The sequence below is a fragment of the Citrobacter sp. JUb117 genome, from assembly GCF_024809055.1.
Taxonomy (GTDB): Bacteria; Pseudomonadota; Gammaproteobacteria; order Enterobacterales; family Enterobacteriaceae; genus Citrobacter; species Citrobacter gillenii.
On the sequence record NZ_JANUFB010000007.1, the window covers coordinates 79,106 to 94,136 of the forward strand.

Annotated in this window: 12 protein-coding genes; 7 read left to right on the forward strand and 5 right to left on the reverse strand. The window is 55.5% G+C overall.

Annotated elements, in window-relative coordinates; all coding sequences use genetic code 11:
• Window positions 1-21: 21 nt before the first annotated feature.
• From prpC to prpE, 3 genes are read left to right on the forward strand one after another with little or no spacing between them, the layout of a single operon-like run.
• Window positions 22-1,191, forward strand: a complete 1,170-nt coding sequence (gene prpC, locus M2374_RS16815; protein WP_115259321.1) for a 2-methylcitrate synthase — start codon at window positions 22-24, stop codon at window positions 1,189-1,191.
• Window positions 1,192-1,230: 39 nt separating this feature from the next.
• Entirely contained in the window at window positions 1,231-2,682 is a 1,452-nt protein-coding gene (locus tag M2374_RS16820; RefSeq protein WP_115259319.1) for a bifunctional 2-methylcitrate dehydratase/aconitate hydratase, read from the forward strand.
• A gap of 39 nt (window positions 2,683-2,721) precedes the next feature.
• A complete protein-coding gene (prpE, locus tag M2374_RS16825) occupies window positions 2,722-4,608 on the forward strand; it encodes a propionate--CoA ligase (RefSeq protein WP_181688439.1) in 1,887 nt (628 codons plus the stop codon).
• Window positions 4,609-4,677: 69 nt separating this feature from the next.
• Here prpE and M2374_RS16830 read toward each other — a convergent pair whose 3' ends face one another.
• From M2374_RS16830 to M2374_RS16840, 3 genes are all read right to left on the reverse strand, one after another.
• Window positions 4,678-5,931, reverse strand: a complete 1,254-nt coding sequence (locus M2374_RS16830) for an MFS transporter (protein WP_117342077.1) — start codon at window positions 5,929-5,931, stop codon at window positions 4,678-4,680.
• 57 nt (window positions 5,932-5,988) lie between these two features.
• Entirely contained in the window at window positions 5,989-9,066 is a 3,078-nt protein-coding gene (locus tag M2374_RS16835; protein ID WP_181688438.1) for a beta-galactosidase, read from the reverse strand.
• Window positions 9,067-9,220: 154 nt separating this feature from the next.
• A complete protein-coding gene (locus M2374_RS16840) occupies window positions 9,221-10,291 on the reverse strand; it encodes a LacI family DNA-binding transcriptional regulator (RefSeq protein WP_181517492.1) in 1,071 nt (356 codons plus the stop codon).
• Between the two features lie 174 nt (window positions 10,292-10,465).
• Between M2374_RS16840 and M2374_RS16845 the strand changes: the two genes are divergently transcribed.
• Window positions 10,466-11,074 (forward strand): class I SAM-dependent methyltransferase, encoded by a 609-nt coding sequence (locus M2374_RS16845; protein ID WP_181688437.1) that lies wholly within the window; start codon window positions 10,466-10,468, stop codon window positions 11,072-11,074.
• 6 nt (window positions 11,075-11,080) lie between these two features.
• Here the strand turns inward: M2374_RS16845 and M2374_RS16850 are convergent, their stop codons facing one another.
• Window positions 11,081-12,034, reverse strand: a complete 954-nt coding sequence (locus tag M2374_RS16850; RefSeq protein ID WP_115259309.1) for a GlxA family transcriptional regulator — start codon at window positions 12,032-12,034, stop codon at window positions 11,081-11,083.
• A gap of 18 nt (window positions 12,035-12,052) precedes the next feature.
• Entirely contained in the window at window positions 12,053-12,829 is a 777-nt protein-coding gene (locus M2374_RS16855) for an MBL fold metallo-hydrolase (protein ID WP_181688436.1), read from the reverse strand.
• Between the two features lie 222 nt (window positions 12,830-13,051).
• Here M2374_RS16855 and M2374_RS16860 point away from each other — a divergent pair, with 222 nt between their 5' ends.
• From M2374_RS16860 to M2374_RS16870, 3 genes are all read left to right on the forward strand, one after another.
• Window positions 13,052-13,603, forward strand: coding sequence for a hypothetical protein (locus M2374_RS16860; protein WP_135912490.1), 552 nt, complete (start codon window positions 13,052-13,054; stop codon window positions 13,601-13,603).
• A gap of 444 nt (window positions 13,604-14,047) precedes the next feature.
• A complete protein-coding gene (locus M2374_RS16865) occupies window positions 14,048-14,293 on the forward strand; it encodes a YmjA family protein (RefSeq protein ID WP_135912489.1) in 246 nt (81 codons plus the stop codon).
• Between the two features lie 74 nt (window positions 14,294-14,367).
• Entirely contained in the window at window positions 14,368-14,844 is a 477-nt protein-coding gene (locus tag M2374_RS16870; protein ID WP_096758143.1) for a cold-shock protein, read from the forward strand.
• Window positions 14,845-15,031: the final 187 nt, after the last annotated feature.

A 15,031-nucleotide genomic window follows, 5' to 3' on the forward strand; every position in this document is an offset into this window, starting at 1 on the left:
TATAAAAATAACGAGGACAACATGAGCGACACAACGATCCTGCAAAATAGTACGAATGTTATTAAGCCGAAAAAATCGGTCGCGCTGTCCGGCGTGACCGCCGGCAATACCGCCCTGTGCACCGTTGGTAAAAGCGGTAACGATTTACACTATCGTGGCTACGATATTCTCGACCTCGCGCAACAGTGCGAATTTGAAGAAGTGGCGCACCTGCTGATCCACGGAAAATTACCCACCCGCGATGAACTCAACGCCTACAAGGTTAAATTAAAAGCGCTGCGTGGCCTCCCGGCAAACGTGCGTACCGTTCTGGAAGCGTTGCCTGCCGCTTCGCATCCGATGGACGTGATGCGTACCGGCGTTTCTGCGTTGGGCTGCACGCTGCCGGAAAAAGAGGGGCATACCGTCTCCGGCGCGCGCGACATTGCCGATAAACTGTTGGCCTCGCTCAGCTCGATCCTGCTGTACTGGTATCACTACAGCCACAACGGTGAGCGTATCCAGCCGGAAACCGATGACGATTCCATTGGCGGTCATTTCCTGCACCTGCTGCACGGCGAAAAACCGTCGGCCAGTTGGGAAAAAGCGATGCACATCTCGCTGGTGCTGTATGCCGAACACGAATTCAATGCCTCGACCTTTACCGGACGGGTGATTGCGGGAACCGGCTCGGATATGTATTCCGCGATTATCGGCGCCATTGGCGCGCTGCGAGGTCCGAAACACGGCGGGGCGAACGAAGTGTCGCTGGAAATTCAGCAGCGCTACGAAACGCCGGATGAAGCCGAAGCTGATATCCGTAAACGTGTAGAAAACAAAGAGGTGGTGATTGGCTTTGGTCACCCGGTCTACACCCTTGCTGACCCGAGGCATCAGGTGATCAAGCGCGTGGCGAAGCAGCTTTCCCAGGAAGGCGGCTCGCTGAAAATGTACAACATCGCCGACCGTCTGGAAGAGGTAATGTGGGATACCAAAAAGATGTTCCCGAACCTCGACTGGTTCTCGGCGGTTTCCTACAACATGATGGGCGTCCCGACCGAAATGTTCACCCCGCTGTTTGTCATCGCCCGCGTCACCGGCTGGGCGGCGCACATCATTGAACAGCGCCAGGATAATAAAATCATCCGGCCTTCCGCCAACTACACCGGCCCGGAAGATCGCGTATTTGTCGCTATTGAAAAGCGTTGCTAATGCAAAACCTCTAAAGATAAAAAACAGGAAACGTACCCTATGTCCGCTCATATTTCGAATGTTCGCCCTGAATTTGACCGTGAAATCGTTGATATCGTTGATTACGTGATGAATTACGCCATCACCTCGACGGTGGCGTATGACACCGCGCATTATTGTCTGCTCGACACCCTCGGCTGCGGGCTGGAAGCGCTGGAATATCCGGCCTGTAAAAAACTGCTGGGGCCGATTGTCCCGGGGACGGTGGTGCCGAACGGTGTTCGCGTGCCGGGCACCCAGTTTCAGCTCGACCCGGTGCAGGCGGCGTTTAACATTGGCGCGATGATCCGCTGGCTGGACTTCAACGACACCTGGCTTGCCGCGGAATGGGGCCATCCTTCCGATAACCTTGGCGGGATTCTGGCCACCGCTGACTGGCTGTCGCGCAATGCGGTAGCAGCGGGTAAAGCGCCGCTGACTATGAAAACCGTGCTGACCGGTATGATCAAGGCCCATGAAATTCAGGGCTGTATCGCGCTGGAAAACTCCTTTAACCGCGTCGGCCTGGACCACGTTCTGCTGGTGAAAGTGGCCTCGACCGCCGTAGTCGCCGAGATGCTGGGACTGACCCGCGATGAGATCCTCAACGCGGTTTCGCTGGCGTGGGTCGACGGACAGTCGCTGCGAACCTATCGTCATGCGCCGAATACCGGTACGCGTAAATCCTGGGCGGCGGGGGATGCCACATCCCGGGCGGTACGTCTGGCGCTGATGGCCAAAACCGGCGAGATGGGGTATCCGTCTGCGCTGACGGCGAAAACCTGGGGCTTCTATGATGTCTCCTTCAAAGGAGAAGCGTTCCGCTTCCAGCGTCCGTACGGCTCTTACGTGATGGAAAACGTGCTGTTTAAAATCTCCTTCCCGGCTGAGTTCCACTCCCAGACCGCAGTAGAAGCCGCCATGACGCTGCATGAAAAACTGCTGGCTGCCGGTAAGACGGCTGCCGATATCGAAAAAGTGACGATTCGTACACACGAAGCCTGCATTCGCATCATCGACAAAAAAGGCCCGCTGGATAACCCGGCGGATCGCGACCACTGCATCCAGTACATGGTGGCGGTCCCGCTGCTGTTCGGACGCCTGACGGCGGCTGATTATGAAGACGGTGTGGCGCAGGATAAACGCATCGACGCGCTGCGAGAGAAGATTAACTGCTTCGAAGATCCGGCCTTTACCGCCGATTATCACAACCCGGAAAAACGCGCCATCGCCAACGCTATCACCCTGGAGTTTACCGACGGCTCCCGTTTTGACGAAGAGGTGGTGGAATACCCGATCGGCCACGCGCGTCGTCGGACTGACGGCATGCCGAAGCTGGTTGAGAAATTCAAAATCAACCTGGCGCGCCAGTTCCCGACCCGCCAACAACAGCGCATTCTGGATGTTTCCCTGGACAGAACTCGCCTGGAACAGATGCCGGTTAATGAGTACATGGATTTGTTCATTATCTAAAACCTGACTCATTAGGCGTAAGTTCAACAGGAGAGCATTATGTCTTTTAGCGAGTTTTATCAACGATCTATCACTCAACCTGAGTCATTCTGGGCCGAGCAGGCCCAGCGTATTGACTGGCAGCAGCCGTTCACTCAGGTGCTGGACCATAGCCATCCGCCGTTTGCGCGCTGGTTTTGCGGTGGGACGACCAATCTGTGCCATAACGCCATTGACCGTTGGCTGGAGAAGCAGCCCGATGCGCTGGCGCTGATTGCTGTTTCCTCGGAAACCGAAGAAGAGCGCACGTTTACCTTTCGTCAGCTGTATGACGAAGTCAACGTGACGGCCGCTATTCTGCTGTCGCTTGGCGTGCAGCGTGGCGATCGGGTGCTGGTATATATGCCGATGATCGCCGAGGCACACATTACACTGCTGGCCTGTGCACGCATTGGCGCGATCCACTCGGTGGTGTTCGGTGGCTTCGCCTCGCACAGCGTGGCGGCGCGAATCGACGATGCCCGACCGAAGGTCATCGTCTCGGCGGATGCCGGGGCGCGCGGGGGCAAGATCCTGCCGTATAAAAAGCTGCTCGATGAGGCCATTGACCAGGCGCAGCATCAGCCGCACCACGTGGTACTGGTCGATCGTGGGTTGGCGAAAATGGCGCGGGTCGAGGGGCGCGATCTCGATTTTGCCGCACTGCGCCAGCAGCATCTCGGGGCGCGTGTGCCGGTGGTGTGGCTGGAGTCGAACGAAACCTCCTGCATACTTTACACTTCCGGCACGACCGGCAAGCCGAAGGGCGTGCAACGTGACGTTGGCGGCTATGCGGTGGCGCTGGCGACGTCGATGGAGACCATCTTTGGCGGCAAAGCGGGCGGCGTGTTCTTCTGCGCCTCGGATATCGGCTGGGTGGTCGGACACTCCTACATCGTTTATGCCCCGCTGCTGGCGGGGATGGCGACGGTGGTGTACGAAGGGCTGCCGACGTACCCGGACTGCGGCGTGTGGTGGAAGATAGTCGAAAAATATCAGGTCAGCAGAATGTTCTCAGCGCCGACCGCCATTCGCGTGCTGAAGAAGTTCCCGACCGCGCAGATCCGCAATCACGATCTCTCCTCACTGGAGGTGCTGTATCTGGCGGGCGAGCCGCTGGATGAACCCACTGCGAGTTGGGTAACCCAAACACTGGGCGTGCCGGTGATCGACAACTACTGGCAGACTGAATCCGGTTGGCCGATTATGGCAATTGCCCGTGGCGTGGACGACAGGCCGTCTCGTCTGGGCAGCCCCGGTGTGCCGATGTATGGCTACAACGTGCAGTTGCTCAACGAAGTGACCGGTGAACCCTGCGAAGCGAACGAAAAGGGTATGCTGGTGATTGAAGGGCCGCTGCCACCGGGCTGTATTCAGACCATCTGGGGCGATGACGAACGGTTTGTGAACACCTACTGGTCGCTGTTCTCCCGCCAGGTTTACGCCACCTTCGACTGGGGGATCCGCGACGTAGACGGCTATTACTTCATCTTAGGCCGTACCGATGATGTGATAAACGTGGCCGGACACCGGCTGGGCACCCGTGAGATAGAGGAGAGTATTTCCAGCTATCCGAACGTCGCGGAAGTGGCGGTGGTCGGCGTGAAAGATGCGCTGAAAGGGCAGGTGGCGGTGGCGTTTGTTATCCCGAAACAGAGTGACAGTCTGGAAGACCGCGACATTGCGCATTCAGAAGAGAAGGCGATTATGGCGCTGGTGGACAGCCAGATTGGTAACTTTGGCCGTCCGGCACATGTCTGGTTTGTGTCACAATTGCCGAAGACGCGATCGGGCAAGATGCTAAGGCGTACGATCCAGGCGATCTGTGAAGGCCGCGATCCCGGCGATCTGACCACCATCGACGATCCCGCGTCGTTGCAGCAAATTCGCCAGGCAATCGAAGAATAATCCCCGTTAAACGGCCCGGTAGCGCGATGCTTACCGGGCTTGTTATTACACCCTCTGGCAAACCCCGCGTTATAGCGCCGGGCTTTCCCGGCGACGCAGCAGAGACAACGGCCCCGGCCCGCTCAGTGTGAACACCGAAATCAGCGTAAAAGTCAGCGCAATAATACCCAGCACCAGATACGCGCCATGGAAGCCAATGCTTTCGTACATATTGCCCGCCAGCACCGACATAAAAATCATCGCCAGCTGTTTGAAGAAACAGAAGCACACGAGGTAAATGGTGGCAGAAAACCGTACCTCAAACTGGCTGGTAATGTATTTGAAACAGCCGACGATCAGGAACGGGATTTCAAACATATGCAGCGTTTTGAGGATGATGACCTCCAGCGCCGAGGTGGCGAATGATGAGCCGATAATACGTACCGACATAATCGCCCCGGCCAGCAGTAGAGCGTTCTTCCCACCAATACGGTTTACGATCAACGGCGCAAAGAACATGATCGAGGCGTTGAGTAATTCCCCCATGGTGGTGACATAGCCAAATACCCGCGTGCCTTGTTCACCGGTTGCAAAGAACGAGGTAAAGAAATTGGCAAACTGCTGGTCAAACACATCGTAGGTGCAGGACACGCCAACCACGTACAGCGACAGGAACCACAGCTTTGGCTGCTTAAATAATTCCAGCGCCAGCTTCAGGCTAAAGGCAGAGTGGTTTGCGCCGACGGCATTGGCGACCTCTGCTGATGACGAGGTATCGGTGCGCGAGAAGAACAGCAGCAGGGCGAGGACTACCGCACAGCCAGAACCCAGCCAGAAGACAAATTCATTGTTGATGGTAAACATAATGCCGACAATGGATGCGCACAATGCCCAGCCAACGCAGCCAAACATTCGCGCCCGGCCAAATTCAAAATTGCTGCGGCGACTGACTTTCTCAATATAAGCTTCAATCGCAGGCGCCCCGGCATTATAAATAAAGCCCAGGTAGATGCCACCGACAATCGAGCCTACTAAAATATTGAACTGTAATAATGGCCCAAACACGTAAATAAAGAACGGGGCAAACATCACCAGCATACCAGTGATTATCCACAGCAGATGCTTACGCAGGCCGAGTTTATCAGATAGCAGACCAAATACCGGTTGGAACAGCAACGAAAACAGCGATATACAGGCGAAGATAATGCCGGTATCGCCTTTACTGATATGGTTGATATCATGTAACCAAATCGGGAAGAAAGGGAAATAAGCACCCATAATAAAAAAGTAAAAGAAGAAGAAAAAACCGAACATCCAGAAGTTAGTGTTTTTTAAATAATACATAATAGACTTCCTCAGGCAAAATAAGGGCAGGTCGTAACCTGCCCATTATTATTATGTTTAGCCCCAGATAACCTGGTAGTGATAACGCCCTGCGCTCAGCAGAAACTCCGGGGAAACGGAAGGGCTCCACGAATCATCCCCGCCGACGCCCATATGGAAGCCGTCAATATTGAGCCAGGTTCCCGCCTCCGGCGACAGCAGATGGCGATGGCTGGTTTCCATTAACTGTTTTTGGCTGTAGCGGCTGATGTTGAACTGGAAGTCACCACACCACTGATGTGCCCCGTAGCGCAGCTCGCGCGTACCGCAGCGCAGGCCGTTTTCGCTCGGGAAGACGTAAGGGGTGTACATCTCATCCAGCGACAGATCCCAACGGTCAAAACAGGCCGCGCTCAGGCGATCCGGGTAGTTCTCATGCGGGCCGAGACCTAACCAGTTTACGCGTTCGGCAACCTGCGCCAGTTGGCAGCTGAGGCCGATACGTGCCGGGTGCGGCGTTCCGTTGGCGACATCGACATCCACCGTGATGTGCATCTTGCCATGGCCGTCGATACGGTAGGACTTGCGGCTGATAAACAGCGTTTCGCCCTGATACTGCCAGGCGTGCGCGGTGGTAATCAGCACGCTTTCCGACAGGGATTCGGCTTCGCACAACACCTGCTGAGGCTCTGCGCGATAGTGGCCGGCGGCTTTCCAGCGTTCGACCCAGGCGTTAGGGTCGATGCGCGTCACTTCGCTGACGCCAATGTCGTTATCCAGCGGCGCGCGGGTGAACTGGTCAATGAGCGGGCTTAACAGTTGCGCGTCGCCGCCCAGCCAGTATTGCGTCAGCAATCCTGATTGACGGCAGAATTCCCAACGTTTATCGCTGACGGTCACCGCGAATGTATCGTCACTGACGGTGAGCTGTGGCATGGCGCTGGCGCGTGGGGGGAGCGTCAGGCTGAGTTTCTCTTCCAGCTTCCATTGCTGCCAGGCGCTGATATGCCCGGCGTCTGACCACGCGGTGGCCTGAGGTTGTTCCACGCGCACGGTCAGCCACAGCTGACCGGCGGTGTCCGGCATGGGGAGATCCGGCAGGGTAACCCGCTGACAACCCTGCGGGGCGATATCCAGCATGACCTCGCCGGTGGCCAGCAGATTGCCGTCTTGGGCGACAGACCAGTGCAGGATTTCGTTATCGCTGCGGCGGAACAGGTATTCGCTGCGCACTTCAATCTGGCGTTCGTCGCCCGGCAACAGCGTAAACTGGAAAAACTGCTGCGCGTGTTTGGCTTCATACAGCGACGGATGCGGCGTGCGATCGGCAAATACCAGCCCGTCCATGCAGAACTGACGGTCATTCGGCGTGTCGCCAAAATCGCCGCCGTAGGCTGACCACGGGTTGCCGTTGTCGTCATATTTTGTCAGCGACTGATCGACCCAATCCCAGACAAATCCACCCTGCAGACGCGGATACTGGCGGAATGCCTGCCAGTATTTGGCGTAACCCCCGAGACTGTTCCCCATCGCGTGGGCGTATTCGCAGAGGATCAGCGGGCGCTGCTCGCCGGGCATCGACAGCCATTTTTTGATAGACCATTTCGGTACCGCCGGGAAGGGTTGGTCCTGGTCAACGCGGGCATACATTGGGCAAATAATGTCGGTCGCAGCGGTATCCGCCCCGCCGCCTTCATACTGCACCGGGCGGGACGGGTCTTCGGATTTCAGCCAACGGTAGAGAGCGTCGTGATTTGCGCCGTGCCCGGATTCGTTGCCCAGTGACCAGATAATAATGCTCGGATGGTTGCGGTCGCGCTGCACCATGCGCGTCACGCGCTGGCTCATCGCCGGAAGCCAGGTGGGGTCATCGCTCAGGCGGTTCATCGGCACCATGCCGTGGGTTTCGATATTGGCTTCATCCACCACGTACAGGCCGTAGCGGTCGCACAGGGTGTACCACAACGGATGATTTGGATAATGCGAGCAGCGCACGGCGTTAAAGTTGTTTTGCTTCATCAGGACGATGTCCTGCACCATCGTTTCTTCATCCATCACCTGACCGTTTTGTGGGTGATGTTCATGACGGTTGGCGCCGCGGATCAGCAGCGGCTGCCCATTGAGCAACAGCAGACCGTTTTCAATGCTGACCTGGCGGAAGCCAACGTCGCAGGCTTCGGCTTCAATCAACGTGCCGTCGGCGGTATGTAGCAGCACTACCGCGCGGTACAGATTCGGGGTTTCAGCGCTCCACAGCGCCGGACGTTCAACGTTCAGGCGCAGAGTGGTGCGATCGGCATACGCGCCGCGCTCATCAATAATCTCACTACCAAAAGGCGAAGTGGCTTCACCGGTCAGCGTATCGCCTTGCCACAGTTGCAGCGTCACACGTAAATCATCGCGCGGCTCGCCCGCCATTCTGACGTCGGCTTCCAGCACCGCGCGGCTGAAATCATCGTTAAAACGGGTGTGGATACGCAGGTCGCGGATCTGCGTGTCCGGCTTATGCAGCAGCGAGACGTCGCGGAAGATACCGCTCATGCGCCACATGTCCTGATCTTCCAGATAGCTGCCGTCGCTCCAGCGCAGCACCATCACCGTCAGACGGTTTTCGCCGTCGCTCAGGAAATCACTGAGATCAAACTCGGACGGCAGGCGGCTGTCCTGCCCGTAGCCGACCCAGCGGCCATTGCACCACAGATGAAACGCTGAGTTCACGCCATCAAAAATAATGCGCGTCTGTCCCGTCTGTCGCCACGCGGCATCCACTTTGAATGTGAGCGAGTAACATCCTGTCGGATTCTCCGTTGGAACGTGCGGCGGATTGACCGGGAACGGGTAGGTAATGTTGGAGTAGATCGGCGCATCGTAACCGTCCATTTGCCAGTTAGACGGTACGGTTACGCTATCGGCCTGCGGCAAATCGCCCGCAAGCCAGCTTTCCGGCACCGCTTCAGGTGAGGCAAACCAGGCAAACTTCCACTCGCCGTTCAGTGACTGTAACTGTGCCGAACGCTGGTTGTTACGGGCGTCCTGCGCAGAGCGCCAGCTGCAAAACGGCGGGTGCGCTTCAAGACGATTAAGCTGAGTGACGCCGGGGTTTTCCCAGTCGCGACGTGCCAGTACGGCGGCGAGTGAATCCGTGTTCAGGGTCATGGCAGTATCCTGTGTAAATTTGTTATCCGCTCACAATTTAATTGAACATACGAGGATTGAGATTATCCTGTAAAGGATGGGGTGGGTAATCAGTGAGCTGACTCACAGTAATTCAGCTCAGTAACAGCAGATGTGAGCGCTCGCTGTGGAGACGTTACAGCCGAGAAACCTGACGTGCCAGCTGCATCAGCGACTCCGCCAGCGCCTGCGGCGTTGCCTGTTGTCTGTTCGGGGGCAGCACCGTTTTACGCTCGACCAGCGTCACCGGCAGGAGTTGATTGCCGAGGCTCTCACCCCCCTGTGAAAGCTGCAGCAGTTTATCGACGCTGGTTTGCCCGAGCGTCGGAAAATCCTGCTTGATGGTCGTGAGTGGCGGGATATAACAGGAGCTGTCTTCGGTATCGTCGTAGCCAATCACCGAGATATCGGTCGCCACCCGCAGGCCGGACTCGCTGATGGCCCGCATCGCGCCCAGCGCCATTTGATCGTTGGCAACCAGCATGGCGGTCGGGATGACGCCGTCGTTCAGCATCTGCATGGTTTGTGTAAAGCCGGACATTGCGCTCCAGTCGCCTTCCAGTTCCGCGACGGGTTGCTGCTGATAGTGCGCCAGATACTTATGCCAGCCCGCATGCCGTAACCGCGCCGAGACTGAGCTGTGCGGTCCGGCCAGCAGGGCGATACGCTGATGCCCGTGCTGGATCAGGTGCTCAACGCCGAGGCGTGCGCCGTCATCATGGGAGAAAATCACGCTGTTAACCGGCGACTGGTCAGAGACGTCCAGAAACAGCACCGGTACCGTACCGCAGGCGGCGGCGACGGCAATTGCGTCGTCTTCATCCAGCGGATAGTTGATGATAAGCCCGGTCACCCGCTGGGAGAGCAGGTTATGCACCGCTGCTTTGCAGGCGTCTACGCCGCTACGCTCGACCATGGCGATCACCACGCTGGCCCCGGACTGGTCGGCGCGGGATTTTATAGCCGCAACGATTTGCGAGGGCGCGTGCAGGGCAAGGTTCGCCGTCGCCACACCAATCAATGGCGTTTGTTTACCGGCCAACTGCTGGGCAACGCGGTTGGGGATGTAATTGAGCTCCGCCATCGCGGCCTCAACTTTCTGACGGGTTTTGGCGGAAACGTGGCTGGCCTGATTCACGACGCGCGAGACGGTCTGGTAAGAGACACCTGCATGGTCTGCCACATCGTATAGCGTTACCGGTTTCACATTCTTCACCCTTCATTACGTTATCTACGCGCTATCATGCCACAGCACGTAGGGTTTTGGCGTATTTGTGGTTGGGTTCTGCGAGGCGCATTCCAGGGCCAGTGACGCGTGATAGCGGGCATGGCGTCTTTATGCTTAACATGATGGCAGAACGAGTAAAACAGTGAGGAAATCGTGAGCGACTCTGCGGCCCAGAACATTCTGTCTATCTACCGACGCCATGCTGATGCCTTTGCCAGCCAGCGTTCACGCACGCTGTTTGAGAAACCGTGGCTGGATAAGTTCATCGCGGTACTGGGCGGGAAGGGCAGTATTGTGGATATCGGCTGTGGGAATGGTCAGCCGATTGCCGGGTATTTTATCCGGCAAGGCTTTCACCTAACTGGAGTGGATGGTTCCGCGGCGATGCTGGCGCGCGCCCGGCAATCTTTTCCCGACCAGTGCTGGCTGGAGCAGGATATGCGTGAGCTCGCGCTTGATGACACCTTTGATGGCCTGATTGCGTGGGACAGCTTTTTCCATTTACCCCAGCAGGACCAACACAGGATGTTTCCGATCTTTGACCAGCTCAGTCATCCCGGCAGCGCGCTGATGTTCACCAGCGGTACCGGAAACGGCATCGCAATGGGGCAATTTGAAGGTGAGCCGCTGTTTCATGCAAGCCTGGCGCCCGACGAATACCGTGCATTGTTGTCCGCGCACGGCTTTGAGGTCATTGACGTGATCATGGAAGACCCACAGTGCACCGGGCATACGGTGTGGCTGGCGCAAAAAAGAGGCTGAGCCTGTTTACGCTGCGCCGCGGAAGGTCTTGCGCCATTCAGCCGGGCTGACGCCGAAGTGGGCTTTAAAATGCTGGCGCCAGGTGACCGGAGAGAGAAAACCGACCTGTTCAGCAATACGTTCGACGGGTAACGAACTGGACTCCAGCAGCTCCTGGCTGCGTCGCAGGCGCTCGGTAATAAGCCATTCAGCCACGCTTGACCCGGTGGCCTTCATAAAATGGCGGGTTAGGGTGCGACGGCTCATCATCACCCGCTGCGCCAGCGTGTCGAGGTTATGCTGCTCGTGGAGGTGCTGGCGTAAATAATCGAGCAGGGTGTTAATGCGCTGATCCTGGGTATTTTTCGCCACCGGCTGCTCAATAAACTGCGCCTGTCCCCCTTCGCGGTGCGGTGGCACAATCATCCGTCGGGCAATCTGGTTCGCTACCGTGCTGCCAAAGTGCTGGCGGATGACGTACAAGCAGCAATCCAGTGCGGCGGCGGTACCTGCCGAGGTAATAATACCGTCGTCATCAACGTACAGGGCGTTGATATCCAGACGCGCCGCCGGGAAGCGCGTCTGAAAATCTTGCTCAAATTCCCAGTGCGTCGCGGCCCGCTTTCCGTCTAACAGGCCCGCGTAGCCGAGGACAAACGCGCCCAGACACAGCCCGACAATCTGTGCGCCGTTTTGCCGTGCGCAATTAAGGGCATTGAGCAGACCCTGCGGCGGGCGATGCCCGGTAGTGCCCCAGTAGGGGACCACCACAATATCGGCTGCCGTCACCGCCTCATAACCGTGAGAGGCGGTGACGGAGAAGCCATCCTGCGAAGAGACGATGCCGGGATTTTCGGCGCATATCTGCACCTCAAAGCGCTTTTTCGCCGCCATTTTGTCACTGAAAATTATGCACGGCACCGAAAAATGAAACGGGCTGAAATCTTCCACGGCGACAATGGCGACGGTAAGCGGGCGCATACGATTCCTCTGTTGGCATTAAAAGGTCAGGGTTTCCCCATCTTCCGGCACGTTGACGAATTGCGCAATCTGGTTGTCGAACGCATATTCTTTCAGCGCCGCGCGCGTCAGCAGGCAGTGGTTAATGGCTTCCATATGGGTCGCCACAATCTGCGCTTCAGGCAGCACAAAGTGGGTTTTTAGCACATCTTCCGCGCCCATAATGATCGGCCCAAAGCCGATGACGTGGGCAAAACCGGCGTTCAGTACCACGACATCAGGCTGGAAGGTCTGCATATTGGCCTCTACCTCATCGCGCCAGATAGTATCGCCAACCAGATACAGCGTTTTTTCTGCTGCATGCTGGAAGTTAACTCCGCAGGCGTCACCCAGGCGTTCTGCCATTTGCGGCACGGCGTAGGCGCGATCCGACCCGTGCTGGCCGCCGGTTTTACGCAGGGTGATGTCCCCCAGCGCGGTATTTTCTGTCAATACGCTCAGTTGGGTGAACCCCTGTCCTCGCAGCACCTGCGCATCCTGATCATTTTGTACGTAGATCGGCTTGTCTTTCGGCACAACGCGCGCGGCAACCTCGTCCCAGTGATCTTCATGCAGATGGGTGACGATCAGCGCATCGACGTTAAGCAGGGTGTCGATGTCAACGGGCAGCTCCACGGTCGGATTGCGGATCTCTGCGCGCGCCGTTCCGGCAAAACCCGGATACGCACCTTTCGGGGCCAGCATTGGATCAACGAGGAAGGTCTTGCCGCCAAAGGTGATGTGCAGTGTGGCATTACGGATTTGCGTGATGTTCATGGTGTTTGCTCCACGTGTTGGGTCAGTGGTGTCATCCTGGAGTGTTGTCCAGAAGATGAATGTGGGCAAATGGGCGACTAGCGATGGGATTGGGCCAATCGCTGACCCTTATTGCTGGTGATATCATAATTAATTATTTTTCGGCTACTGCCGATAATCTGTAGTCGGTATATTTCTGCAGGACTGACAGAGACGTACTCAAAAAAACAGGGAGTATGACGAATGATTAAAGGCTTAAGTATTTTATTAACGACCATGGTTCTGACGGGATGTAGCGTTGATTTTTCTGATACGCTACCCGATTATACCGGCAGTGATGCGGCTTACATACGTGTTGAAAATACGTTGCAACCTACGCCGTACAGAATAGAAAAACAGATCCCTGCCGGGAACTGTTGGAAGTCAGAAAAAGCGTATGGAATAACATCGAAAGTTGCCATTGTTGGTATTAAAGTCAGAACCTCTAAGGCTGTTAATGGTATTGCGCCGCCTTCCGCTGATTTTGCGGCCAAAAGCTATCAGGAATATACCATCCAACCTGGGTTCACCTATAAAGTATGGTGGAAGCGGGAAGAGCGCAGCATGCATGGTATCGACCTGGGACAAACCTATTCAGGTTCGTTCCTTGCTAATAAAGGTCATACGTACGAAATTAGTAATGACAATAACGACGTTCGAATTGTTGATCTGAGTAAAGACACCTCTCCGGAAATGAAATCTTTACCGGAGTGCAACTACAATCGAGATCTGTTAGGGAAAAAACAGTATCTCTGACATGCGTAGTTGTGTACGGGCCGGATACAGGGCTTGCTCGTCATCCGGCTACGAGCCACGGCCTGATGGCGCTTCGCTTATCAGGCCTATAGAGGAATCGTTATTTATATTAACCACGTTAACTCCTATAAGGTAACCCGATAATTCTCTCGTGTATTTTGATATAATAACAATGCAATCTTTCATTACTGGTGTTCTATTGATATTTCCGCAATAGCCTCATCGTTGGATGACCACTTATCACCTTCGTACAACTCGAATTATTGAGAGTGTTAGACTTAAAATAATCTGATTGTCCCTGCGTTACTACACTATTTTACCTGCGAATATATGAAACATATTGCAGTCAATAAAACAGATCGCTAACGGTGAAATAAGAATGCTATCATTCACCTCAGACGCGGCAGACAACTGCTGGCACACGCATTCACCCCGGAGCACCTGATGAACAACGACATTCCGCTAAAATATTATGATATCGCCGACGAGTACGCGACCGAGGCCGCAAAGCCGGTTAGCGACGCGGAACGCGACGCGCTGGCGCACTACTTCCAACAGCTGATAGTCCGTTTGATGAACAACGAAGAGATCGGCGAAGACGCGCAGCAGGAGATGGCAACCGTTGCCGGGATCGACGAACAGCGTATAGATGATATCGCCGAGTTCCTCAACCGCTGGGGCAACGAGTAGCCAAAGACGTGGCCGATGTTTTACACTGCGCGCAAATTTTACGAGTATGACGTTTTAATCAGGCGGAAACAGCAATGAACGGAACAATCACAACGTGGTTTAAAGATAAAGGCTTTGGATTTATCAAAGATGAAAACGGCGATAACCGCTATTTTCATGTGATTAAGGTTGCTAATCCTGAGCTGATCAAGAAAGACGCGGCGGTGACCTTCGAGCCGACCACTAACAACAAAGGCCTGTCAGCCTATGCGGTGAAAGTGGTGCCCGACAGCAAATACATCTATATTGCGGGTGAGCGCCTGAAACTCACGGCGATCAAGTCCTGGGTGGTGTATAGCGAAGAAGTGCCGGTTGAAACCCGCATTGATAAAGAAAATGCGGTGCTGTCCGTCGGCGCGCTGATGAACAGCATCAAGCCGAAGTCAGACGTCAAGCCTGGCGAAATGCGTTCGCTGAAAAAGCTGGCCATTACTACCTTCCAGGGTACGACGCTGATCTTCTCGGAAGATGAGATAGATATCGAAGAAACGGTAAAGCTGCTTAAAGTCTAAAGCGCTTCAGGCTGAACGTGTGCCGAAATTCTGCTCATTTTATGAGCGGGGTTTCGGTTTTTTTTTGCCTGCATGGTGGCAGGCGGACAATGCCTGGGCTCTTAAACAATATAAAAATGGAGTGATGGTTAACCTGTTGATTTTAATGATTTAAAATATGAGTAGGTTTATTGCACCAATAATATCC

Bases quoted from the DNA above. Each gene is read 5' to 3' on its own strand.
- prpC (WP_115259321.1), top strand. From the start codon at position 22: ATGAGCGACACAACGATCCTGCAAAATAGTACGAATGTTATTAAGCCG.
- M2374_RS16820 (WP_115259319.1), top strand. From the start codon at position 1,231: ATGTCCGCTCATATTTCGAATGTTCGCCCTGAATTTGACCGTGAAATC.
- prpE (WP_181688439.1), top strand. From the start codon at position 2,722: ATGTCTTTTAGCGAGTTTTATCAACGATCTATCACTCAACCTGAGTCA.
- M2374_RS16830 (WP_117342077.1), bottom strand. From the start codon at position 5,931: ATGTATTATTTAAAAAACACTAACTTCTGGATGTTCGGTTTTTTCTTC.
- M2374_RS16835 (WP_181688438.1), bottom strand. From the start codon at position 9,066: ATGACCCTGAACACGGATTCACTCGCCGCCGTACTGGCACGTCGCGAC.
- M2374_RS16850 (WP_115259309.1), bottom strand. From the start codon at position 12,034: ATGCGCCCGCTTACCGTCGCCATTGTCGCCGTGGAAGATTTCAGCCCG.
- M2374_RS16855 (WP_181688436.1), bottom strand. From the start codon at position 12,829: ATGAACATCACGCAAATCCGTAATGCCACACTGCACATCACCTTTGGC.
- M2374_RS16860 (WP_135912490.1), top strand. From the start codon at position 13,052: ATGATTAAAGGCTTAAGTATTTTATTAACGACCATGGTTCTGACGGGA.
- M2374_RS16865 (WP_135912489.1), top strand. From the start codon at position 14,048: ATGAACAACGACATTCCGCTAAAATATTATGATATCGCCGACGAGTAC.
- M2374_RS16870 (WP_096758143.1), top strand. From the start codon at position 14,368: ATGAACGGAACAATCACAACGTGGTTTAAAGATAAAGGCTTTGGATTT.